The sequence below is a fragment of the Streptomyces globisporus C-1027 genome (genome assembly GCF_000261345.2).
GTDB lineage: Bacteria > Actinomycetota > Actinomycetes > Streptomycetales > Streptomycetaceae > Streptomyces > Streptomyces pakalii.
The window spans coordinates 46018-67392 of sequence record NZ_CP013738.1 but is presented as its reverse complement, the minus strand read 5'-3'; the positions used below and the strand labels follow the sequence as shown (position 1 = coordinate 67392).

At 69.8% G+C, this 21375-nt stretch carries 22 protein-coding genes and 3 pseudogenes; 17 read left to right on the top strand and 8 right to left on the bottom strand.

Going from position 1 to position 21375, the window contains the following annotated elements:
- Positions 1 to 220 precede the first annotated feature (220 nt).
- The 6 genes from WQO_RS00265 to WQO_RS00240 all read left to right on the top strand — a co-directional run bounded on the left by WQO_RS00265 (position 221) and on the right by WQO_RS00240 (position 5378).
- Complete coding sequence (locus tag WQO_RS00265; RefSeq protein WP_029182654.1) at positions 221 to 1774, top strand: PP2C family protein-serine/threonine phosphatase; 1554 nt, start codon at positions 221 to 223, stop codon at positions 1772 to 1774.
- The gene (locus WQO_RS00260; RefSeq protein WP_010063849.1) at positions 1771 to 2850 is read left to right on the top strand and encodes a cobalamin B12-binding domain-containing protein; all 1080 of its coding nucleotides are present in this window, start codon (positions 1771 to 1773) and stop codon (positions 2848 to 2850) included. The genes WQO_RS00265 and WQO_RS00260 overlap by 4 nt, the downstream gene beginning before the upstream one ends.
- A 103-nt stretch (positions 2851 to 2953) precedes the next feature.
- Positions 2954 to 3253, top strand: a complete 300-nt coding sequence (locus tag WQO_RS36515) for an STAS domain-containing protein (protein WP_010063850.1) — start codon at positions 2954 to 2956, stop codon at positions 3251 to 3253.
- A 48-nt stretch (positions 3254 to 3301) separates the two neighbouring features.
- Positions 3302 to 3805 carry a MarR family winged helix-turn-helix transcriptional regulator gene (locus WQO_RS00250; protein ID WP_010063851.1) on the top strand — a complete coding sequence of 168 codons (504 nt, stop codon included), beginning with the start codon at positions 3302 to 3304 and terminating at the stop codon, positions 3803 to 3805.
- 135 nt (positions 3806 to 3940) lie between these two features.
- On the top strand, positions 3941 to 4234 hold the full coding sequence (locus WQO_RS37240; protein WP_058953813.1) for a sortase family protein: 294 nt from the start codon (positions 3941 to 3943) through the stop codon (positions 4232 to 4234).
- Between the two features lie 373 nt (positions 4235 to 4607).
- On the top strand, positions 4608 to 5378 hold the full coding sequence (locus WQO_RS00240; RefSeq protein WP_010063853.1) for a DUF2382 domain-containing protein: 771 nt from the start codon (positions 4608 to 4610) through the stop codon (positions 5376 to 5378).
- A gap of 206 nt (positions 5379 to 5584) precedes the next feature.
- Here WQO_RS00240 and WQO_RS00235 read toward each other — a convergent pair whose 3' ends face one another.
- On the bottom strand, positions 5585 to 6079 hold the full coding sequence (locus tag WQO_RS00235; RefSeq protein ID WP_010063854.1) for a hypothetical protein: 495 nt from the start codon (positions 6077 to 6079) through the stop codon (positions 5585 to 5587).
- A 162-nt stretch (positions 6080 to 6241) separates the two neighbouring features.
- Here WQO_RS00235 and WQO_RS00230 point away from each other — a divergent pair, with 162 nt between their 5' ends.
- Together WQO_RS00230 and WQO_RS00225 are read left to right on the top strand one after the other, a co-directional pair.
- Complete coding sequence (locus WQO_RS00230) at positions 6242 to 6601, top strand: STAS domain-containing protein (RefSeq protein WP_029182657.1); 360 nt, start codon at positions 6242 to 6244, stop codon at positions 6599 to 6601.
- Between the two features lie 336 nt (positions 6602 to 6937).
- A complete protein-coding gene (locus WQO_RS00225; protein WP_058953812.1) occupies positions 6938 to 7858 on the top strand; it encodes a DNA-3-methyladenine glycosylase family protein in 921 nt (306 codons plus the stop codon).
- Positions 7859 to 7895: 37 nt separating this feature from the next.
- On the opposite strand, the gene WQO_RS00220 is transcribed toward WQO_RS00225, so the two are convergent.
- Both WQO_RS00220 and WQO_RS36615 read right to left on the bottom strand, forming a co-directional pair.
- A complete protein-coding gene (locus WQO_RS00220; RefSeq protein WP_010063858.1) occupies positions 7896 to 8345 on the bottom strand; it encodes an SRPBCC family protein in 450 nt (149 codons plus the stop codon).
- 1026 nt (positions 8346 to 9371) lie between these two features.
- Positions 9372 to 9709: pseudogene (locus WQO_RS36615) on the bottom strand (hypothetical protein); the annotation flags it as partial.
- Positions 9710 to 9821: 112 nt separating this feature from the next.
- Between WQO_RS36615 and WQO_RS00210 the strand changes: the two are divergent.
- Positions 9822 to 10046: a hypothetical protein gene (locus WQO_RS00210; protein ID WP_010063860.1), complete on the top strand. Its 225-nt coding sequence runs from the start codon at positions 9822 to 9824 to the stop codon at positions 10044 to 10046.
- The gene (locus WQO_RS00205; RefSeq protein ID WP_010063861.1) at positions 10046 to 10306 is read left to right on the top strand and encodes a hypothetical protein; all 261 of its coding nucleotides are present in this window, start codon (positions 10046 to 10048) and stop codon (positions 10304 to 10306) included. Before WQO_RS00210 ends, WQO_RS00205 begins: the two co-directional genes overlap by 1 nt.
- Positions 10307 to 10313: 7 nt before the next feature.
- Here WQO_RS00205 and WQO_RS00200 read toward each other — a convergent pair whose 3' ends face one another.
- A complete protein-coding gene (locus WQO_RS00200; protein ID WP_010063862.1) occupies positions 10314 to 10577 on the bottom strand; it encodes a hypothetical protein in 264 nt (87 codons plus the stop codon).
- A gap of 59 nt (positions 10578 to 10636) precedes the next feature.
- Entirely contained in the window at positions 10637 to 11095 is a 459-nt protein-coding gene (locus WQO_RS35915) for a hypothetical protein (RefSeq protein WP_148660107.1), read from the bottom strand.
- A gap of 150 nt (positions 11096 to 11245) precedes the next feature.
- On the opposite strand from WQO_RS35915, the gene WQO_RS00195 reads away from it, so the two are divergent.
- Both WQO_RS00195 and WQO_RS35910 read left to right on the top strand, forming a co-directional pair.
- Positions 11246 to 11689 carry a hypothetical protein gene (locus tag WQO_RS00195; protein ID WP_032749218.1) on the top strand — a complete coding sequence of 148 codons (444 nt, stop codon included), beginning with the start codon at positions 11246 to 11248 and terminating at the stop codon, positions 11687 to 11689.
- A gap of 57 nt (positions 11690 to 11746) precedes the next feature.
- Positions 11747 to 11944: a hypothetical protein gene (locus tag WQO_RS35910; RefSeq protein ID WP_148660106.1), complete on the top strand. Its 198-nt coding sequence runs from the start codon at positions 11747 to 11749 to the stop codon at positions 11942 to 11944.
- 2 nt (positions 11945 to 11946) lie between these two features.
- Here WQO_RS35910 and WQO_RS36610 read toward each other — a convergent pair.
- Positions 11947 to 12240, bottom strand: a pseudogene (locus WQO_RS36610) (DNA-binding protein); the annotation flags it as partial.
- A 441-nt stretch (positions 12241 to 12681) separates the two neighbouring features.
- Here WQO_RS36610 and WQO_RS00190 point away from each other — a divergent pair.
- Both WQO_RS00190 and dhaL read left to right on the top strand, forming a co-directional pair.
- Complete coding sequence (locus WQO_RS00190) at positions 12682 to 13680, top strand: dihydroxyacetone kinase subunit DhaK (RefSeq protein WP_010063865.1); 999 nt, start codon at positions 12682 to 12684, stop codon at positions 13678 to 13680.
- 59 nt (positions 13681 to 13739) lie between these two features.
- Positions 13740 to 14405: a dihydroxyacetone kinase subunit DhaL gene (gene dhaL, locus WQO_RS00185; protein WP_010063866.1), complete on the top strand. Its 666-nt coding sequence runs from the start codon at positions 13740 to 13742 to the stop codon at positions 14403 to 14405.
- A 12-nt stretch (positions 14406 to 14417) separates the two neighbouring features.
- On the opposite strand, the gene WQO_RS00180 is transcribed toward dhaL, so the two are convergent.
- Both WQO_RS00180 and WQO_RS00175 read right to left on the bottom strand, forming a co-directional pair.
- The gene (locus WQO_RS00180) at positions 14418 to 15143 is read right to left on the bottom strand and encodes an HAD family hydrolase (RefSeq protein ID WP_010063868.1); all 726 of its coding nucleotides are present in this window, start codon (positions 15141 to 15143) and stop codon (positions 14418 to 14420) included.
- A gap of 728 nt (positions 15144 to 15871) precedes the next feature.
- The gene (locus tag WQO_RS00175; RefSeq protein WP_237274076.1) at positions 15872 to 16162 is read right to left on the bottom strand and encodes a DUF5133 domain-containing protein; all 291 of its coding nucleotides are present in this window, start codon (positions 16160 to 16162) and stop codon (positions 15872 to 15874) included.
- A 155-nt stretch (positions 16163 to 16317) separates the two neighbouring features.
- Here WQO_RS00175 and WQO_RS34520 point away from each other — a divergent pair.
- From WQO_RS34520 to fdhF, 3 genes and pseudogenes are all read left to right on the top strand, one after another.
- Positions 16318 to 16563 (top strand): annotated as a pseudogene (locus WQO_RS34520) (transposase); the annotation flags it as partial.
- A gap of 305 nt (positions 16564 to 16868) precedes the next feature.
- Positions 16869 to 18554: an NADH-ubiquinone oxidoreductase-F iron-sulfur binding region domain-containing protein gene (locus WQO_RS00170; RefSeq protein ID WP_079055496.1), complete on the top strand. Its 1686-nt coding sequence runs from the start codon at positions 16869 to 16871 to the stop codon at positions 18552 to 18554.
- Positions 18551 to 21244, top strand: a complete 2694-nt coding sequence (gene fdhF, locus WQO_RS00165; protein ID WP_010063873.1) for a formate dehydrogenase subunit alpha — start codon at positions 18551 to 18553, stop codon at positions 21242 to 21244. Before WQO_RS00170 ends, fdhF begins: the two co-directional genes overlap by 4 nt.
- Positions 21245 to 21375: the final 131 nt, after the last annotated feature.

Genomic DNA, 21375 nt, shown 5'->3' with positions numbered 1-21375 from the left:
CATTTCCTCTCGGTCAGGCCAGACGTCGGTTGCCCGCTGGGGCAGCACACGAGATAGTTGCCTTCAGGCAACTATCTAGTCGATGAGGTGAGGGGTCCGCCCGGCGGACCTCACGTATTTGGTTTCCACGCAAGCGCACGCCGATCAGGCCGAGACGCCGGACAGTCCATGGGGGCGGCCCCCGTATCCGGTCCTGGTCGCTGACGCCCACGGCACAGTCCTGCGGCGCAACGCCGCCGCGGGACTTCTTCTGCCTGCCGCAGGGCCGGGCGCTTCCCTGGCGGACACCGCACCTCCATGGCTCCTGGCAGCACACGCCGCTCTCAGCCTTCCCGGCCCGCATGCCGCTCCTGCCACGCCGGAGCCTCTGCGCGGAACGATCGAGGGGCGCCACTTCGAAGCCCACCCCACCGTGGGAGACGACGGTTCGGTGGCGTGGTGGCTGGTGGACGACACCGACCGCCAACTCGCCCAGGAAGCCCTGAGGATGGAGCGGGAGCGCACCGAGTTCCTTGCCAGAGCATCCAGCGCTCTGCTGTCGTCCCTGAATCTGGGTCGCTGTATGGACGTCACCGCGCAGATGGCCGCCGAGAACCTCGCGGACGCCGCCCTGGCCATCGCACCGGCCCGCGGAACCCGGTTCCCGGTGGTGACATGCCTGCGCGGCGGCGCACCCACCCCGTCGACGGTGACGGCCGACCCTGACGGCATACCCGGGCTCGGCGAGGCGCTGCGGGGGTTCCCGCCGGTGCCCTCCCGCTGGATCGACCCGGAAGCGGCTCCCGGCTGGATGATGCCCGAAGGGTTCGGTCCAGTCGGCTCCATCGTGATCACGCCGCTTCCCGGGCATGGAGTTCCGGCCGGTGCGCTCGTGCTGCTGCGGAAGTCGGACACCGGCGCGTTCAGCGCCGAGGAAGAAGTCTTCGCGCGGCTGTTCGCCGCCCGCGCCGGGGCGGCGATGTCCGCGGCCCGCCTGTACGCGGAGCAGACCGCGATCTCCGACGTACTCATGCAGGAACTCCTGCCCCCGGTGCTGCACCGCATCTCCGGGATCGACTACGCGGGCCGCTACCGGCCCTCCGCGGATCACGAGCGGATCGGCGGCGACTTCTACGACGTCCACCCCGCCGCGATCGAGGGCGAGGCATCCCTGGTGTCCCTGGGAGATGTCTGCGGCAAGGGCCTGGAGGCTGCCGTCCTGACCGGCAAGATCCGCAACACCCTGCACGCCCTGCTGCCGATAGCTCACGACCACCAGCGGATGTTGAGCCTGCTGAACACCGCGCTGCTCAGCTCCCATCACGCCCGGTTCGCCACCATGGTCCTGGCCTCCGCCGTACGGCGCGGGAACGCGGTGGATCTCAGACTCACCAGCGGCGGCCACCCCAGCCCGCTGATCGTCCGCTCGGACGGAACCGTGGAGGAGGTCGATACCCGCGGAACCCTGATCGGCGCCCTCCCGCACATCTCGACCACCACCGCCTCCGTCACCCTCGCCCCCGGCGAATTCTGCGTCCTCTACACAGACGGCATCACCGAAGCCAAGGGCGGGCCGCTGGGCGACGCCCAGTTCGGAGAGGCGCGGCTCAAGCGAGCCCTCGCCAGATGTGCGGGCATGCCCGCCGATGGAATCGCCGAGCACGTGGAAATGCTGGCCGACCAGTGGCTGAACGGCCGCTCCCACGACGACATCGCGGTCGTCGTGATCTCCGCCCCCCGCACCCACCACCTCAGCGCAGTGGACGGGCACACCCGAGGCAGGTATACCGCATGAGCACCAGCACCCCGCCCCGCCTTCCCCGGGCCCAACACCTGGACCGCCTGGTGGACGAGCTGTGGAACGCCGTCTCGGCCGTGGACGAGTACACGGCCATCGATATGGTGCTGCGGATGCTCGACGAGGGCACCGCCCCGGAAAGCGTGCTGCTCGACGTGATCGCCCGGGTTCAGGGACGCGTCGGCGAGGAGTGGGCGGCCGATCGGATGACCGTCGCCCAGGAGCACGCGGCGACCGCCATCAACGACCGGGCCGTGGCCGCCGTGAGCGTGCACCCCGCGGCCCGCACTCCGGTCACCCGCAACCGCATCACCGTGGCCTGCGTGGACGGCGAATGGCACGCCCTGCCCGCCAGGCTGCTCGCCGAGGTCCTCAAACTGCGTGGCTGGCAGGTCGACTACCTCGGCGCCCAGGTCCCCACCTCCCACCTCATCGCCCACCTCCACAGCACCCAGACCGACGCGGTCGCGCTCTCCAGCTCGATCGCCTCCCGGCTGCCCACCGCACACGCGGCCATCACCGCCTGCCAGGCCATCGGCTTCCCCGTCATCGCCGGCGGAGCCGCCTTCGGCCCTAAGGGCCGCTACGCCACACTGCTGGGCGCAGACGCCTGGGCCCCCGACGCCCGCAGCGCAGCCGACCATCTCGCCCAGGGGCGGATGCCGCGGCCCAACCCCGACCACCAGCAGCTCGACGACCTGCCCCACCTGGACGACCAGGAGTACACCCTGGTCGCCCGCACCAGCACCACGCTCGTGCAAGCGGTCTACACCGGACTCGAAGACGCCTTCCCGCCGATGCGGGCCTACGACGATGCCCAACGCGACCGGACCGCCGAAGACCTCGCCCACATCGTCGAGTTCCTCGCCACCGCCCTCTACATCGACGACGAAGACCTCTTCACCAGGTTCATTACCTGGACGGCACAGATCCTTGAGGCACGAAAAGTGCCCGCGCGCAGCCTTCCGCCGGCACTGGACCTCCTGGCCCGTGAACTCAAGGACTTCCCCCGGGCCGCCCGCATACTCACCGCCGCCAATCACACCCTCACCACCGCCGGGACCCCCGCATGAACACCCACCCCGAACAGCACCTGCAGCTGACCACCGTCGATCTCCAGGACGGCGTCCGGATAGAGATCCGCGGAGACCCGACTACCTCAGCGCCGACGTCCTCATGGAGGAGGCGTCCGCACAGCTCGCAGACCGGTCCACCCTGACTGACCTGCACCTGGGCTGCGCCGACCTGCATGCGGTCGACTCCATGGGACTGTCCGCCCTGCTGTTGATCCACCGGCGCATCACCGCGGCAGGCGTGCGGCTACACCTGGACGACAGACCGGCGAAACTGGACCGACTCCTCAGTCTGACGGGCACACTTGAGTACCTCTCCTCCGCACAGCCCCACCGCACCGGGCAGATCATGGACAACGACGCCCACACGGCCCGGCCCACCAGCCTGGACGGCACCACCTGAAACCACTGCCCGGCCGTACCCCGGGCACACGCACACACCGGGAAACCCGTGACCGCACCTGACGCCGCCCCCAGCGCAAGCCACCAGGCAGCCCGCTCCGCCAGCGCCATCACCGAACTCCTCGACGTGATGTGGGAGCACGCCCGCCACTCCAGCCCGCGCGCCACCACCCTCAGCTCCACATCCCAGCTGCGGCTGATGTACGTCGTCGACCGAGAAGCCGGCATACGCATGCGTACCGCGTGCCAACGCCTCGGCTCCGCCGCCCCCACCGTCACCCGCATGTGCGACCGCCTCCAGGCCCTCGGCTTCCTCCAGCGCCTGCCCAGCACCGACGACGGCCGCGAGATCACCCTCCAGCTCACCCCCACCGGCAAAGAACACCTGAACCGCATCCGCGAAGAACGCGACACCATGCTCCACGAAGCCATCAACGCCATGCCCCCCAGCCAGCGGCACGCCCTGGCCACCGGCCTCGCAGGACTCCACCAGCAGCTCGACACCGCCCACGGAAAGGACCACCCCGTACCCCGCAGCCGCTCCGTTGCCTGATTCACCGACAGCCAACCGCCGAATCCGCCCCCTGAGACCGCTCCCGCGAAGAAGGTCTCCGCAGACCCGGAACACCACACCCCGCGCCACCTGTCTTCCTCAGCCGACGCACTGTGCCGGGGCGAAAAGGCCAAAGTGGTGCGCGCAAACCGCAAGACCGCAGTGCTCACGGTGGAAGCGGTGAAGACGTACACGAAGGACCAGTTCTCCGACGACAAGGCGCACGGAGAGGCCGAGCGGCCCGAACTCCAGCTGGCCTGCGGCGGCCGCTTCGACGAGAAGGCAGGCCACTCGGCGAACGTGGTGGTCATCGCCCACCCTCTCCACCCTGAAGACGACGGACCAAAAGCCGGGTTCGATGCCGGACCCCACCTCGAGGACATGCAGCCCCCGGCGACACGACCGGCGGCCCTGACGCGGGGCGGCTGATCCGGCTGGTTCCCACCACGCAGGTTCCACACTGCTGGCGGACTCGCTCCACGCCGAGTCGCGTGGCGCGGCCCGCCGCAGACTCCGGCCGGTCCGCTCAAGCCCGAAGCTCCGCTGCTCCCGGCCGCCTCGGAAGTGATGGAGGCGGCCGACGCCGTCGCCGGAAACCCGCTGAACCGGGCACAGGTGAAGGATCGAGCGCTTGTGCGCCCGCTTGGCGACGATTGCGTTGTGTTCAGCCGGATAGCCGGGTTGAGGACCGTTCGGTAGGTCCCGGAGGCCTTCTCGGTTCTGGTGCCGACGGACCGTCCTCTCCCGCCCCGTATTCGCGTTCGACTTCGTCGAGCCGGCTCAACGTCAAGAAGGTGCGCACATGAGCAACTACCTCACCACCGACCAGCTGAGGGACCTCACCGTCCATGACCAGGAGGGTGAGAAGGTCGGGTCCATCTGCCAGGTCTTCGTCGACGACACGTCGCAGCGCCCGGACTGGGTCACGGTACCGACAGGCCTGTTCGGCACGAAGGAAACGTTCGTCCCGCTGGCCGGGGCTCAGGTTCGTGGTCTGGAACTGCACGTCCCCTTCACCAAGGACGTCATCAAGGATGCGCCGCGTGTCGACGCCGACGAGCATCTGGCTACCGAACAGGAGCGGCACCTCTACGCTCACTACGGCCTCACCGACCCGGCGTCCGCCGAGAGCGTGACCGGGAGGTCCGCTGTCCCGGACGACGGCACCGCACGGAGCCGCGCTGCCGGCGCCGGTGGCGAGCACGAACTGGTGCGTTCGGAGGAGCGCCTGCGCGTGGGTACGGAGGAGCGGGTGGCGGGGACCGCGCGGCTGAAGAAGGCCGTGGTCACCGAGAACGTGACGACGACTATCCCCGTCACCCATGAGGAGGTGCGCGTCGTACGTGAGCCTGTACGCGCGGGTGAAGTCGCTGCACCGGGCATCGGAGAGGCCGAGGCCACCGTCACCCTCCACGAGGAACGCCCGGTCGTGGGCAAGGAGAAGGTGGCGGTCGAACGGGTGCGGCTGGAGACGACCGAGGTCACCGAGGAAGCGCAGGTGAACGACACGGTCCGCAAGGAACAGATCGCCTACGAGGGCGCGGACGCGGAAAGCCGCCGCGACCTTCCCTGATCCCCGAGGGCACGCCATCAGGCGCCCTCCCGGTCTCCGGAGCCCCGTACCGGGAGAGGGACGGTGCGCCTGGCTGTATATGAGGCGGGCCTGCGCCGGCCCTCGCGGTCCCGTCCCGGGGGCCGCGTGAGGCCGTCGGCAGGAAATCAGCTGAGAACGCCCGGTCGGCCATTGCCGTTCACGGCTGATCTGAGGGTTCGCTGAACTCAATCGCTGCCGTGAGTTTCGTGCAGCCAGGCTGCTGGGCCCTCCGGCGTGGTGCCCCAGTGCGGCACCCGTTCCTCGTGCCCGATCGCGAGCACGCAGACGTGTCCCCATCGGCTGTTCGTTTCCCGGCACAGACGGGACAGCACCGTCACGTCGTCCGCTCGCACGGCCTGGTCATACCGGTCCTGGAAAACCTGCAGTTCGTCGCGGAGCTCTGCGCCCGAACGGAACTCCTCCCGATCCAGGAGATCTCCGATCGCGTGCACCTCCGGGTCGGCCAGCAGCGCGGCGGCCAATATCTCCGCCTCCTGCCGCGCCGCGGGTTGCTCACCGGCCCGGGCCTTTTGCACAGCACGACCGCGGCCCTCGGCGGGGCGCGCTTTCGTCTGACTGCTCCGCTCTGGGGCGGCCGCGCGGGTTGCCTCGGCCGGAGCGAACTGCTCCTGCCCCACCGGATTCTCCTGGGCGGCGACCGCGCCTCGGTCCACCTTCATCGTGGTCTCCTCCTGCTCGCCGATATCTCAACGTGCCCGTAGACCGCCGGTGCAGTCCCAACCCGCTCATGGGAGCCACCTGTGTTCGTCCCCGGCAAAGACCGCTGGGGCGCTGGTTCCGGGGCCGGCAGGAAACTGCTCGACGGATGCTTCGATGGCCGCATGATGTGGAGGTCCGCGGCGCATGTCCGCGTGCGCGAGGTGCCTGGTGTGTTCGTCGTCCAGGCGTGCGGGGAGTTCGACGCGGACGAAGTGGACCTGCTCCTTGCGGCGTGGGAGGAGGCGGACGAGCTCGCGCTGCCGACCACGGTCGTGGACCTCACCGGCTGCATGTTCGGGGACAGCTCGTTCCTCGGGGCTCTCCTGATCGCCCGCTCCCGGCACCTGGCCTCGCGGCGCCGACTGGTGCTGGCGGGCCCGCTCCAGCCGAAGATTCTGCTGCTCCTGGCCGTTTCGGGGACGATGGAGGCGTTCGACGTCACCGAGAACCTCGCGGAAGCCGTCAACCGCGGAACCGCCTAGCCGGTCTCGCAGACCCATGGAGACGGGGCGTGTGCGGGGCCGGTGGGGGAACCACGAAACGACCCGGCACACGCCCCCTCGGGGTGATGCCGACGAGCCGCCCTCCCCACAGGGACTCCCCATCCCTGCCCGGGTGCGACCGCCGACTGACGACGACAGCAGCCGGACCACCTGGTCGTCGCCGCCTTCAGCAACCCCCTCCTGCCCCCGATGACCGTGCGTGTGCCTACACGATCGGGTGAAACCAGCAGCAAGCGGCTGCCCTGCGGAAGGCGAGCAGACGAAGCCACACGATCGGATGCGAAGCCCGTCACGCCCCCTCGTAGGCTGGGAGCTATGCCCAGCCGTACCTGGGCGCCGCCCGCGCCCTACGACCTCGCCCGCACGCTGCGGGTGCTGCGGCGCGGGCGCGGGGACCCGGCCTGCCGGCAGAAGCCCGACGGGACCTGGTGGCGGTGCTCGCGCACGCCCGATGGCCCGGCCGCCCTCCGGATCAGCGACGGCCCGGACGCGGTCGCCGGACGGCTGATCACCGGCACGGCGTGGGGCCCGGGTGCCGACTGGGCGCTGGAACAGCTTCCGTCCCTGCTCGGTGCCGACGACGAGCCGGGCGCGTTCCGGCCCCGGCACCGGGTGGTGGCCGCCGCGCACCGCAAGCACGGCGGGCTGCGCCTAGCCCGGACCGGACTCGTGATGGAGTCCCTCGTCCCGAGCGTGCTGGAGCAGCGGATCACCACCGGCAGCGCCCACTACGCCTGGCGGCGCCTGCTGAACCAATTCGGGGAAAAGCCTCCGGGCCCTGCACCGGAGGGGATGCGGGTCCCGCCATCGGTGGCCACCTGGCGGATGGTGCCGAGCTGGGAATGGCACCGGGCCGGAGTCGACCGGTCCAGGGCGGCGGCGATCCTGCGCGCCTGCTCCTACGCCCCGCGCCTCGAAGAAGCCGCGACCATGGCCCTGCCGGAGGCGATGAACCGGCTCCAGCTCATACCCGGCGTGGGACCCTGGACCGCCGCCGAAACCCTGCAACGCACCCTCGGTGCCCCCGACGCCCTCACCCTCAGCGATCTGCACCTGCCTGTACAGGTCGGCTACGCCCTCACCGGCGCTCGCGGCGGCACCGACGAGCAGATGCTCCAGCTGCTGGAGCCGTACGCCGGACAGCGCCACCGGGCCGCCCGGCTGATCCTGCTCGGCGGGCGACTGCCCAACCGGCGGGCCCACCGGGCACCGCACAGCCGTATCGCCCATCTGTGACACGGCCGCGCGGCGCAGGATCCGGCAGGAGTGCGGGTCAGACGGTGCCGCGCCAGCCGCCGGTCTCGGTGCTGCGGGACTCGATGAACTGCTTGAAGCGCTTGAGGTCTCCGGTGGCCTGGCGCTTGACGAAGCCGAGCTTGTCACCGACGGTCTCGGCCAGGCCCTCGGGGTCGTAGTCGAGCTGCAGCATGATCTTGGTGGTGTTGTCGTCGATGTAGTGGAACGTCACGACACCGGCCTGCTTGGCCTCGCCTCCGACGCTGGTCCAGGCGACCCGCTCGTCGGGGATCTGCTCGGTGATCTCCGCGTCGAACTCCCGCTCGACACCAGCGATCTTCGTCTTCCAGTGCGTCAGGGTCTGCGTACGCTGCTCGATCCGCTCGACCCCCTCCATGAACTGCGGGAAACTCTCGAACTGCGTCCACTGGTTGTACGCGGCACTGACCGGGACGCTGACCTCGATGGACTCTTCAACCTGCGACACGACGCTCTCCTTCGTGGGGGATGTCCCGTTGGGGTGCCCCCGATCGCGTCCGGCACGCACCGCATCGCCCGCTGCTCACTCCCTCGCCCGGACAACCAGTCCTACGGGTGAAGGTGAGGGGTGCGGGGTCGCCGACCTTCGAGGTGGCGGCTTGTACTTCGAGGGCCGGGTCGGCGCACAGATCGGGGAGTCGCTGCGACTCGGGTGGGCCAATGGCGCTGCCCCACGGAGGCGACAAGGCGTTGAGAGGAATGCTCTGCGGTTTTTTTAGGGGACTCGGAGGTTTGCCTTCATCGTTGAGGGGGATCCGAATGTGGTCGGCTCGGCCCTTTCTTTCCCCCGCCGACTGGGGTCGGCCGTCGAAGGACTCCTCCGGTGTGAAGTAGTCCACCGGGGGAGTCCTCGCATGGGCTGGTAAATCGTGTGCTGCAACTGATCCGATTTGCTCGGTGCCGCGCAAGGAGATGACTTGGGTGCTCCTTTTGGGGTGTGAATCATGCAGCTTCCTAGGGGTACACGGAGCATCCATCCACGCTGGGAGGAAAACATGATGGACGCATCTGGAGTGGCGGCTGAGCAGGGATTCTGCAAGGCGTGCGGTACACCCGCCGGTGCGGTGAAGCTGTGTCAACCCTGCAGTCAGGTATTCCCTCAGGCCGAGGGCGGTCTGATACACGGGCAACGTGTAGGACAGCGAGAGATCAGTGAGGGCCACCTCCACAGCCCGAGCTGACGGCCGAGGCTATCTGCACCTACTGGCTGGCCGGTGGGCCCCAAGCGTTCCCCTCGCCAAGTTCTCAGCCCCTTCGGCGAAGCGAATTCGTTTGAGATGGCTGGAAAATAATTTCGCGTGCCCTGGCGTCAGGGCTGACCAGGCGCAATAACCTCAGAGCAGCGTGACCGTGTACCTCATCGTGCACGGAAAGATCATCAAATAACATAGACGGAAGATCGGATCTTCATGGATGCGATGGTGCGCGGGACTGGTCAGGAATCACTTATCGCCGCCCCGGAATGGGCGGCTGGAACCGTGCCATTCATCGTGGGCCTTTTGGTGGTGGCCTTCCGCCAGCCCCCCAAGGACGGAAGGGACAGCAGCGCAACGCCGTGTTCGTGATTCAGATCCACGACGAGCTTGCGCCTGTGGGGGTGCAACGGAAGGTCGGTGAGGGCCACGACGATGTCCCAGTCCTCGGCGCTTCCGCGGGCGATGACCCGGCCCATCAAGGTCCGTGGGTCCTCGGTTCCTGCGGTGAAGGGCTCGCTGACCACCTCGACGTCGAACCGTCGCCCTGGCCTGACTTGCTGGCGAGCCGATCAGGAAGCACCCGGGCCAGCGTGCTTCGGCGGGGGCCGCACTGCACAACTCTCCCGGACGGGAAGCCCTGTTGGTCAAGCACCGGAACTCAGCCCCAGCCCCCGGGCGCGGCGCTATCGTGGTATCGACGCCGTTATGTGACTGCCCGGGAGGCCCCGATGACCGATCAGCCGACCCGTGCCGGGCAACAGCTGGATCCCACGGCCGTCGCCGGGCTCCAGGCGCGCGCCCAACGCACGCGTGCGGATGCCGACCGATACGCCGCCGTCCTGGAGGACATCGCTGCCAACGGCCTGCCCTCGGTGGAGGAGTGCACGCCGTGGGAGGAGCTGCGCGAGGCCCAGCTCGCCCGGCTCGCAGCGCAGCGCCCGGCCGTCGCCTGATGGCCCGACAACGCGCCCGCATCGCGTTCAGCGACGCCGCCTCGAAACAGGTGGAGGCCATTACCTCCGAGGCAGAGGTTCACGCTCTGGACCGCGCCCTGGTCGTCATCTCCGTGGACCCCGAGGCGGGGGAGCTGCTGCCCGGTGACTCGGCTCAACCGAGGCTGCGTGAGTACACCGACACCGTCGAGCGCGTACGGCTCCTGTACTGGACCAGCGCGCTGGGTACGGTGATCGTGGTCGCCTACATCGAGGTGTAGCAGCACGTCAGGTGGTGTCGCCCTGCCACTCCCACCGGTCGGGGTCGTCACGGGGCTCGTAGTCGGACTGGTCGCCGTGCCCGTACGCCCCATGAGGGCTGATCAGCAGCTCATCGTAGGCCCGCTCGTCGGGCGTGAAGCTGGTGACGTCCAGGAGCTGCCTGTCGAGCGGGCCGCCGACCAGCTGCACGTACACGGGGCCGGGGGTGGGCGTGCGGGGGTTCGGGTCGTCGTGGTAGGTGCCGTAGATCCACAGGCGGAGGTCTGCCATCCGCTCAGGCTCCCAGCCGCAGGGCACCCGGAGGACGGGTTCCCCGAACTGGCCCCGTGCTACCGGCTGATGCTGCGGCACATGCCCGCCAGGCCCGGGGCGACGTCCCGGGCGGAGCGGCACACCGAGCGCATACCGCCCCCGGTCGGTACACGGGGCGTGCTCGGCACCCACCGCCGCGGATTGCGCGGGGCGGGCGGGGTGGCCTTGCGCGGGTAGGACGGACGGGCCCGCCACGGGGTCGGCACGCTCCGGCGCGGCCGGTCCGCCTGCCCGCCCGGACTCCGCCGCTCCCGTGCGCGCTCCGCAGCAGCCGGTGACGGCCCGATCCACGCCAGCTCCTCCCGCCCGCGCGGCTGTACCGGGGGAGAGGCGGGCGGAGCCGGCAGGGCAGAGGGGAGGCGTACGGCCTGCCCGGCGGGGCGGTGCTCCGGCGCTGGAGTGACCGGGGCGGGGTGGACGGACGTGCAGCCCGACAGCAGGAGCACGGCGGTAAGGACGGCGAGCGGGAGACGCATGGCTTCACCGTGGCCCTACAGGGCCTGCGGTGTCCGGCGGCGCGGCCGGACGTCACCGGTACGAGTCGATCTCGTACGAGGTGATCTCGACCGGGTGAACCGCCCTCGCCGCCCGTGACGGTGGGGCCCGCCGCGCCGGTTGAGCCGTCCATGAACCGAAAGATCATTCCCGCCGTCGCCCTGGCCGCCGTCCTGGTCCCGGTGGCCGTCGCTCCCTCCGTGTCGGCCGCGCCGACCGCCGCGCGGGCGTACGTCGACACTCGGGCCCGTGACTGCGCGGGCAGCGGCTCCGGCTGCCGCTCCGGGATCGTGGTCCACCACTGGCACCGCCGTGGCGCCCAGGCCCGTGGGGTGGGCTGGGTGTACGCCTCGCGTGAGGGTGTCCGGTCCGGTACGGCCCGCTGGCTGGTGAAGAAGCCCGGCGGGACGTGGAAGATGGGCGGGGGCTGGAAGCGTGCGGCCCGGGTGGGCGGCAGCTTCGTGGAGACCTCCTGGGGGCGGGACGGGCACACTGGCCCCAAGTACCCCAAAAACACCAGGCTTTGTGTCGAGTTCCGGAACCTGACCATGAAGGCCTGCGTCACGCTCAAGTGACCGCCCGTCTGCCAGGGCCGGGGTGCGGGGCCGTTCGGTGCAGTGCAGGATCGGGAGGTGAAGTATCCGATCCAGGTGGCCCTGGCCCGCGCGGTGCCGGTCTTGCCGGACGGGTCCGCCTGGCATTTTGAGATCAAGGTCGACGGTTCTCCAGACATCTTGGAATGTCTCATCGGAACGGTCTGGCAAACTGTCCGCCGGTCACTTGCCTGCTGCCTTGAAGTGGCCCCAGCCTTGGCCGAACGGTGGGATTGACGGTTCGTGGACACGACCTCGTACGAGCCCCCACCGCTCGGGTAAGCGCGCACGACTTGCTGGTACGACAGCACCACCACAGTCATCAGCGCGACGACCGCCGCCGCGATCAACGGCGTGAAATGCACATACGCCAGCCCGCCCAGCGTGAGCACCAACAGGATCTCCTGCGTCGCGTAAGCAACCGACGACAAGGGGTCCGATGCGAAGATCGGCAGAGCCAGACGCTTGGGAAGCAACGCCTGGCCCATCTCACTGCTGCGCAGGGCGCGGCCGACCATGAGACGCTTCGCCATCCCGGAGATCCTGATCACAGTAGCGAAGGTAGAGCGGCAGCCTGCCGATCATAGGGACCAACGCCCCGACGCACGCCAGCACTTCGTGTGCGGCCTCCGTCAGCCAGCGGTTGACTTTGAGGTGCGGCAGGAGGAGTAGGGCACCCAGGAGCTGAGTGGCTCGGGCAGGATTGGTGTGAAGCGCGGCGAGGAACCCGTGCCGAGGAGGAAGTAACCGCTGGTCAGAGCTTTGGGCAGGACGGTGAGGTCCGGCTGCACCCCCATGTCCCCGGCGTTGTACCAGCTTTCCCGTCCGGCCGAAGGCGGTCACCATCTCGTCCATAAGGAGCCGCCGACGGTCCTACGAATTGCCTCGTTGTGGCCGGGGGCGCAGCATGTAGATCACCTCGGCGGGAGGGGCCCGGCCCAGCCGCTCGCGGCCCTCGACGACGGAGGACCTGGATGGGATCGTATTTCGAGAACGGTGACGACACCCTGGTGCCGGACGCTCTGCGGGGCTTTGCCCGCGCCCATGCGAATCTGCTCACGCTCGACCCCGACCACGGGTTTCTCCTGGCGGGCGACCCTGCACCCACACGGAGGGTCGGCCTGCTCTCGGGTGGAGGATCGGGGCACGAACCCCTGCACGCCGGATACGTCGGACGCGGCATGCTGGACGTCGCCTGCCCGGGGCTCGTCTTCGCCTCACCGCACAACCGGCAGGTGTACGAGGGATCTCTCGCTGCCGCCCGGTCCCAGGGTGTGCTGCACATCGTGAAGAACTACACCGGAGACCGGATCAACTTCGGCATCGCAGCCGAACGGCTCGCCCATAGCGATATCCCCTGTGCCCGTGTCCTGGTCGACGACGACCTCGCCACCGACTCCGAGGACATCGCCGCCGGCCGCCGGGGCACGGGCGGCACCGTCCTGATCGAGAAGATACTCGGGGCGGCAGCCGACACCGGCCTCGGCCTTCCGGAACTCCAGGAGCTCGGCACCCGTCTCGCCGCGAGTTGTCGCACTCTGGCCGTCGCCTCGGCCGCCCACACCGCGCCCACGACCGGCAGGCCCGCCTTCCTCCTCGATCCGGAGGAACTGGAGTACGGCGTCGGCATCCACGGCGAGCGCGCCCCGAAGACCGTCCCCCGGGGGCCCCTCGGCACTCTCGTCGAGCGCATGGCCCTGGCGCTCCTGGAAGCACTCGCCCCGGCCCGGGATTCCTCCGTCATCGCCCTGGTCAACGGCCTCGGGGCCGTCACCCCACTGGAGCTCTACGCGGTCTACGCCGAGCTCGGCGGCCTGCTCGACGACCGCGGTATCGAACTTGCCCGTTCCCTCGTCGGCGAGTACATCACTTCCCTGGACATGCGAGGCTTCTCCATCACCCTGCTCGCCGCCGACCCTCAGATCCTGCGCCTGTACGACGCGCCCGTGCGGACCGCCGCCCTGCACTGGTGAGGCGGCGGCGGGCACGCGGCCGACCTCGACAGAGTTCCCCTGAGCACGGGAGGCACCCCATGACGAGCAGCACGTCCCCCGAAGCCTTCTCCACCGATGCCTGGATGCGCAGGTTCGTGCAGTCCGCCCACGCCGCGAAGGACCGCCTCACCTCATTGGACCAAGAAGTGGGCGACGGCGACTTCGGCATCAACCTCAGCACCGGAGTACACTCCACCCTTCGACATCTCGACGCGATCCCCGCCTCCCGCAGCGACCCCGCCGCGCCCCTCCACGCCGCGGCCACCGCCTTCTTGGACGAGGTCGGCGGCACCAGCGGGCCGTTGTTCGGCTTGCTGTTCCAGTCACTGGCCGTCGCCGTGGCCGACGCCGAGGCCGCCACTACGCCAGCTCTAGCGGCCGGAGCTGCGGAGGGGCTTGCGGCCATCCGCCGAGTGGGTGACGCAGCACCCGGCGACAAGACCCTCGTCGACGCACTGAGCCCGGCTGCGGATGCCCTCCGGGCCGCCCCGGCGGACACCTTGTCGGCAGAAGCCTTGGCTCGGGCCGCCGACGCCGCCTGGGCCGGCGTATCCGAGACCGCGCGACTGCGCGCCCGGATGGGACGCTCCAGCTACCTCGGGAGACGCGCCGAAGGCGTTCCCGATCCGGGCGCGGTGGGCATCGGGCTGCTCTTCGCCTCGGCCCGAGCAGTCGTGGAAGACCTCAGCATGCGGCTGGGCTGAGCGGCCGCCGGCTTACATCTGCGCCCTTCGGGCCGGCCAGGACTCCACCCAAGCCGACAGAGCGGGAGCGTTCAGGACCGGCACCCACAGGTCGGCCCGGGCCGCGTCCTCGGGTCGCGGGCGCGGCCCCACCCCGAGCACGCGCAGCCCGGCCCGCAGGGCCGACTCGATTCCAGTCATCGAGTCCTCGACGGCCAGGGCCTGTTGCGGTGTGGCACCGCAGAGGCGGGCCGCCGTTGCGTAGACGTCCGGCCAGGGCTTCGGGCGAACGGGCTTCCCGTCCCCGTCTCCGGAGTCCTCTTCGCTCGGGACCACAACGTGCTCGAAGTGGCTGAGCAGGCCGGCCCGGTCGAGACTCGACTCCACCGCCTGCAAGGGACAGTTGCTCGCCACGGCGAGTGGCAGGCGGCCGGAGAGCCGGCGTACGAAGTCGGCGGCTCCGGGCATCGTGACCGGATCCTTGGCGACCTGCTCCATGAAGTGGCGCAGCAGCGAGTCGGTCATTTCCGCTGCCAGCTTGGGCTTGTCTGCCTCCCGGGCCATCAGCCGGCCGCAGTCGGCGTAATGGACGCCCTTGGCTCGCTCGGCGAAACCCGGAGCGGGGTGGATACCGAAGTCCCGGAAGACCCGGCTGCGTGCGTCCTGCCAGTGGATTTCGTTGTCCATCAGAGTGCCGTCACAGTCAAAGACGACAGCCTCGGGAGACCAGCCGGTCAGGGCGTTGCTTGTGTCGGTCATGGTGTGCCGCTCCTGAGGGAGGGAGGCGGTCGGGCTCGTTGCGGGACCGCGGACTTGTGGTTGCGCGTTTCCCTGAGGCGGCTCGGACGGCTTGCTGCGCTCATCAGCTCCGTCGATATCCGGGGATGCTAGGCGTATTCCCGTCCGCATCGTGAAACGTCACCGCTGCCACGCTATGGAGGTGTTGTTGCGCGATGCAATCACTGCTTTGCGTGCTCGACCAGGCCGGCCCTGAGGTGTAAGAGCGCACCTGAGTATCTTTCGCGAAGTGCTCTGATTCTCACGCCAATGCTGCGCACTGGAAGGGGAGTTGACGAATGGGTGCACGTGAGTTTTCGTCCGGGATCCGGCGTAGAGTGATTCGCCCGTATGGCAAGCCGGCCGTCAAAAATTGGGTCAGATTCACTCTTGGGCGTGCACGCTCGAAAGTAGAAACAATAAGGCGAAGGAATCGGTTCTTTGTCACCGGCGCACGCGGGCGCACGAAATTCTCGCATCAAACGCGAAGTGAGCGGGCGCAGCGAGCCGGTGTGTCGGATTCGGCGGGTGGTACGGGCCCCGAGGCACGGGGCATGCCGTGCTCGACGGCGATCGCCGATCCCGAACACGTGAATCGGTACACAGCAGCATCAGAGGCCCGTGTCGACCGGTCGCGACCTGTAGTCATCAAGGAGTCGCGGGCCGGTGACGGCCGGTCACTTGGGAGTCCGGCTCGGCAGTCGGCTTCTTCAGGCCGAAGGGCTGCCCGAGGTCCTCGGAGGCAGGTCGGGGGGCGAGAGCAAGCTACGGGCGAAAGCCAGGGCTTTCGACTCGTCGCGAATGCCGGTCAGTACGCAGAGCGTGTAGAGCGTGCCCTCGGTTCCTGGCCTGATCGTGCAGTCCCGCTGGGATGCGTCGAGGCTTTGAAGCTCGTCGTAGCGGTTGACCAGCTCGCGCAGAATCTCGGGATCAGCTTGCATTACCACAGGTTCTCCCTGAATCCGGGGCATCTCCGTTTTCCCTACGATGGTGCGGTCCACGACGCGGCGCCGCCACTGCGGGCCTCCGGTCGATAGTCGGCCGCCACGATCCATATCGTTCAGTTGCTCATGCGCCTATGCGCGGGCCTTTGCTTCCGCGCGGCGTGAACATGATAATTCGTTTTCCGTGTTACCAGTTGGCGGTTGGGCTGGACATGAGGAGTGGACGGTGGGGATGGATCGTTCCGGACGGACTGTGGGAGATCGCGCGGCCGTTGCTGCCGCCTGACCGAGTTCGTCCGCAGGGCGGTGGGGTCGCGAACATCGATGACGAGGCCGTCTTCGCGGCGATCATCTACGTGCTGGTCAGCGGGTGTGCCTGGCCCTGGCGGGCGTTGCCGCCGTGCCTCGGTGCGTCGAAGCCGACCGTGCATCGCCGGTTCGTCATCTGGACGGAGGCGGAGTGTGGTGCCGACTTTAGAGATTCTCCAGCTTGCCCAGCCGGAGCACCAAAAGTCACGCAACCCGGTCCAGGACGGTCACCCGGCCGCAAGAACAGCCAGCCCACCGCACGCTACGAAGTGCACACCGTCGGCAAATCCGGCCCCGCAAGGCGACGAACCAAGAGGTCAACGACCCCACGCCCACGCCTCACAGGTTGAAGATCAAGTTAGCGTCGGCGCCCGGCCGCCCTGCACAGCGCGAAACCGTGAAAGCCGTGACCGGCCGGGATGCGGGTGGGGGCACGGCCGCTCACCCTGGGAGCATGACCGGTCAGAGGCCCGAGGAGTCAAGCTCACGGTCCGACGCGCTCCGTGAGCTGACCGCAGGGCGCGGAGGATTGCTGCCGTCCGCGCTGGAGCGTGCCAGATCGAGAACCGCCGAAGGGCCGGGGGCGTGGGCGCCCCAGGTCGCGGCGGCAGCCGGACTGCCGCCCTCCGCAGGGCTCGGCCCCGCCACCTTCTTCGCCGATCTCGCGGCCCCTCGCGGGGAGCGGCACGTGCGGGTGTGCACCGCGACGGCGTGCTACGCCGCACGGGGCGGGGAGCATCTGGCGGAGGTCGAGCGGACTCTCGGTGTGGTGGCGGGCACCGTCGACCAGGCGAGTTCGACCTCGCTTCAGGCCGTGCACTGCCTCGGCTACTGCTACGCGGGCCCCGCCGCCCTCGACGGCACCCTGCCCCGCACGGGCCCGGACCTGGCCGACCAACTCGGCGGTCGGACCGAACCGCGCGCGCCGGGCATCCCCGTGGCCGATACCACCGGGGCGCCCGTCCTGCTCGCCGGGATCCTGGGAGGGCACTCCGCCTGGGACGTGTGGCGCGAGGCGGTGGCCGGGCTCCGGCCCGAGGACATACGGGAGGAGGCGGCCGTCTCAGGGTTGCGCGGGCGCGGCGGCGCCGGATTCCCGGTGGCCGACAAGTGGGCCGCAGCGGCGGGGAAGCCGGACACCGTCATCGTCGCCAACGGGGACGAGGGAGACCCCGGCTCGTACGCCGACCGGCTGCTCATGGAGGAGGACCCCGGGCGGGTCCTCACGGGACTCGCCCTTGCCTGCTTCGCCTGTGGCGCCCGGCGCGGGATCGTTCTGGTGCGCTCCGAGTACCCGAAGGCCATGGCCCGGCTCCGGCAGGAGGTGGAGCGCGCGACGGAGGCGGGAGCCCTGTCACCCTCGGCTGCGGCAGCCGGTCGGCTGCCGTTCGTCGAGATCGTCGAAGGAGCCGGTTCCTATGTCGCAGGTGAGGAGACCGCCCTCATCTCCCGCCTCGAAGGCGCTCGGGGGTGTGCCCGGCCGAGGCCCCCGTACCCCACGGACCACGGCCTGTGGGACTCCCCGACGGTGGTCAACAACGTGGAGACGCTGGCGGCCGTGCCCTGGATCGTCGCCCACGGCGGAGCGTCCTACGCCCGACGCGGCGTGCCGGACGAGACCGGTACCAAGCTGGTGTGCCTGTCCGAGCGCTTCGCCCGGCCCGGGGTCTACGAGGTCGAACTCGGCACGCCCGTGGACGAGGTCGTCATCCGGTTCGGCGCCGGTCTCAAGGACGGCGCCGAGCTCGTCGCCCTCCAGATCGGCGGGCCCCTCGGCGGTTTCCTCGCCGGGACGGCGCTCGACGTCCCCCTCACCACGGCCGCGCTCGCCGAGCGCGGCGCCGCACTCGGGCACGCCGGTATGGTCGCCTTCGGCGCTGGCACCGATCCCCACGAACTCCTGCGGCATATCTGGGAGTTCGCCGACGACGAGAGCTGTGGAGCCTGTTCGCCCTGCCGGGTCGGCACCCGGCGGGGACTCGAACTCGCGCAGGGCCAGGGCGGGCCGGGGGAGACTTACGAACGACTGGGACGGCTCATGGGCGAGGCGAGCCTCTGTGCCTTCGGCCGCCGCGTTCCCGCCTCCGTCCGCAGCCTGGCCCGCGCCTACGGGCCGGCCTTGGAAGGATGGGACCGATGACCCGGCTCCAGGTCGACGGGGTGCCGGTCGAACTGCCCGCCGGGGCCTCACTGCTCGACGCGGTACGTGCCACCGGAGCCGACCTGCCCACGCTCTGCCACGACGACCGTCTCAGGCCGGCCGGCTCCTGCCGGACCTGCCTGGTCCGCGCTGACGGGCGGACCGTCGCCGCCTGTGTCACGCCCGCGACACCGGGCCTCACCGTCGAAACCGCCGAGGGAGATGTGCGGAACCTGCGCCGGGACGCGGTCGCTCTGATCGCCTCGGCACTCCCGCCGCACGCCCTCGCCGGCAGCGTGCACAGCGAACTGGCCGAGGCATGCCGGTCCTTGGGGATCCCGGAGGACTCGGCCGCCGGGGAGCCCACGCGCGGGCGGGACGAGAGCCACCCGTACGTCCACCTCGACCGGGACCTCTGCATCGCGTGCGGGCGCTGCGTCCGCATGTGCTCCGACGTCCAGGGCACGTTCGCGCTCACCCTCACCGGACGCGGTGCCGAAACGGTCGTCGCCCCGGGAACCGGCGGACCGTGGGCCGACTCCGACTGCGTGTCCTGCGGTGGCTGCGTCGACACCTGTCCCACAGGGGCGATCACTCAGCCCGGTCCAGGTAAGGGCCTCACTTCGCGGCAGTCCTCCGCTGACCGCGTGCGTACCACCTGCGGCTACTGCGGAGTCGGCTGCACCCTCGACGTCGTCGTCCGCGAGGACCGTGTCGCCGCCGTGCTCCCCGCCCGGGACGGGCCCGTGAATCACGGCCACGCTTGCGTCAAGGGCCGCTTCGCGTACGGATACCTCAGGTCCGCCGAACGTCTCACCGAGCCCCTGGTCAGAGAGAACGGATATCTGCGACCTGCGAGTTGGGCCGAGGCGATCGCCTTGGTCGCCGAAGGATTTCGTGCCGCAGTACGGGACGGCGGCCCCGACGCGGTCGCCGCGATCTCCTCCGCCCGTGCCACCAACGAGGAGAACTACCTCGTACAGAAGTTCCTGCGCACCGTCATCGGCACCAACAACGTCGACAATTGCTCCCGCCTCTGCCACGCACCTTCCGCTGCGGGACTCACCGCCTCGTTCGGACGCGCCGGCGGCACCGACCCCTTTGACGACGTCGAGACCGCCGACTGTCTTCTGGTCGTCGGCGCCAATCCCGTCGAAGCGCACCCTGTCGTCGGTGCCCGTCTCCTCCAGCGGGCACTCGCGGGCGCCTCCCTGGTCGTGGCCGACCCCCGGGCCGTGGGCCTCGCCCGCCATGCAGACGTGCATCTGCGCCCACGCCCCGGTACGAACGTCGCTCTCTTCCACGGCCTCGCCCACGTCCTCCTCGACGAAGGCATGACCGACCCGGGTTTCCTCCACGACCGGGCCACGGGGATGGGTGAACTCGCCGACGTGCTGGCCGACTACCCGCCCGAGCGGGTGGCCGGGATCACCGGCGTCCCCGCCGACGACGTAAGGGAGGCCGCCCGGCTCTACGGCTGCGCGGAGCGGCCGGCAGTCCTGTACGGACTCGGGGTCACCGAGCACCTGCACGGCACCGACGGCGTACGGACCCTGGCGAACCTCCCCATCCTGCGCGGCGCCGTCGGCGGCAGCGGCCGAGGGTTCGGCATCAGCCCCCTGCGCGGCCAGAACAACGTGCAGGGCGCCTCCGACATGGGCGCCCTGCCCGATCTGCTGCCCGGCTACGGCCGTGTCACCGACCCGGAAGCCCGCGCTCGCGCTGAGGCGGTGTGGGGCCGACCAGTTCCCGAGCGGCCGGGCATGCGCATTCCTGAGATGTTCGCGGCCGCTCGGGAGGGCCGGCTGCGGGCGCTGTGGGTCATCGGTGAGGACGTGTGCGCGACCGATCCCGACAGCCGGCGGGTCGCGCAGGCCCTCGACGCTTGCCCGCTCGTCGTCGTCAATGAGCTGTTCCTCGGGGAGACCGCTCGACACGCCGATGTGGTCCTGCCCGTGGCTTCGTGGCTGGAGAAGGACGGGACCTTCGTCAACTTCGACCGTCGCTTCCAGCGCGCTCGGCGAGCGGTGGCTCCGCCCGGAGCGGCGCGCTCCGACTTCGAGGTCGTGCACGCAGTGGCAGATTCCCTCGGAGTCGACCTGAGGTGCCGCACCCCGGCGGCGGCTCTCGCCGAGTGCGGACGCGTGACGCCCCTCTTCGCGGGTCTCTCGCATGAACGGATTGACCAGGAGGGGGATGTGCCCTGGCCCTGCCCCGCGCCGGACCGGCCGGGCGAACGCACCCTGTACGCCGACGAGTTCGCCACGCCCGACGGGCGCGCCCACCTCTCGTCGGCCCCCTATCTGCCGCCCGGCGAGGAACCGGACCAGGATTATCCGCTCGTGCTCGTCACGGGGCGCCGGTGGGCCCACTACAACTCCGGGAGCATGACCCGGCGCGGCGGCAACCTCCTTCTCGACGACTCCGACTGCCTGGACCTGCACCCCGAGGACGCCGCCCGCTATGGACTGCGGGATGGCACCCCCATCACTGTCGAGAGCCGGCATGGACAGGCGCGACTCGTCGCGCGCGTGGGGACAGAGCTTGCTCCCGGGCAGGTCTTCTGTGCGTTCCACTTCCCGGCCAGCGGCGTGAACTCCCTCACCTCGGAGCACGCCGACGCCGTGACGTCGTGTCCGGAGTACAAGGTCACAGCGGTACGGCTGCGGCCGTTTGTCTCCGACGCCTGATCGGCTCCGAGGGCAGTCGTGGGGGGACGAGGGCGACCGGCGAACGACTGTGGTGCGTAACCGAGTGGATCACGTTGCCAATGTGTGTACCCAGCGTCGGCCTCCGGGGGCACCGACCGCCACCACAAGTG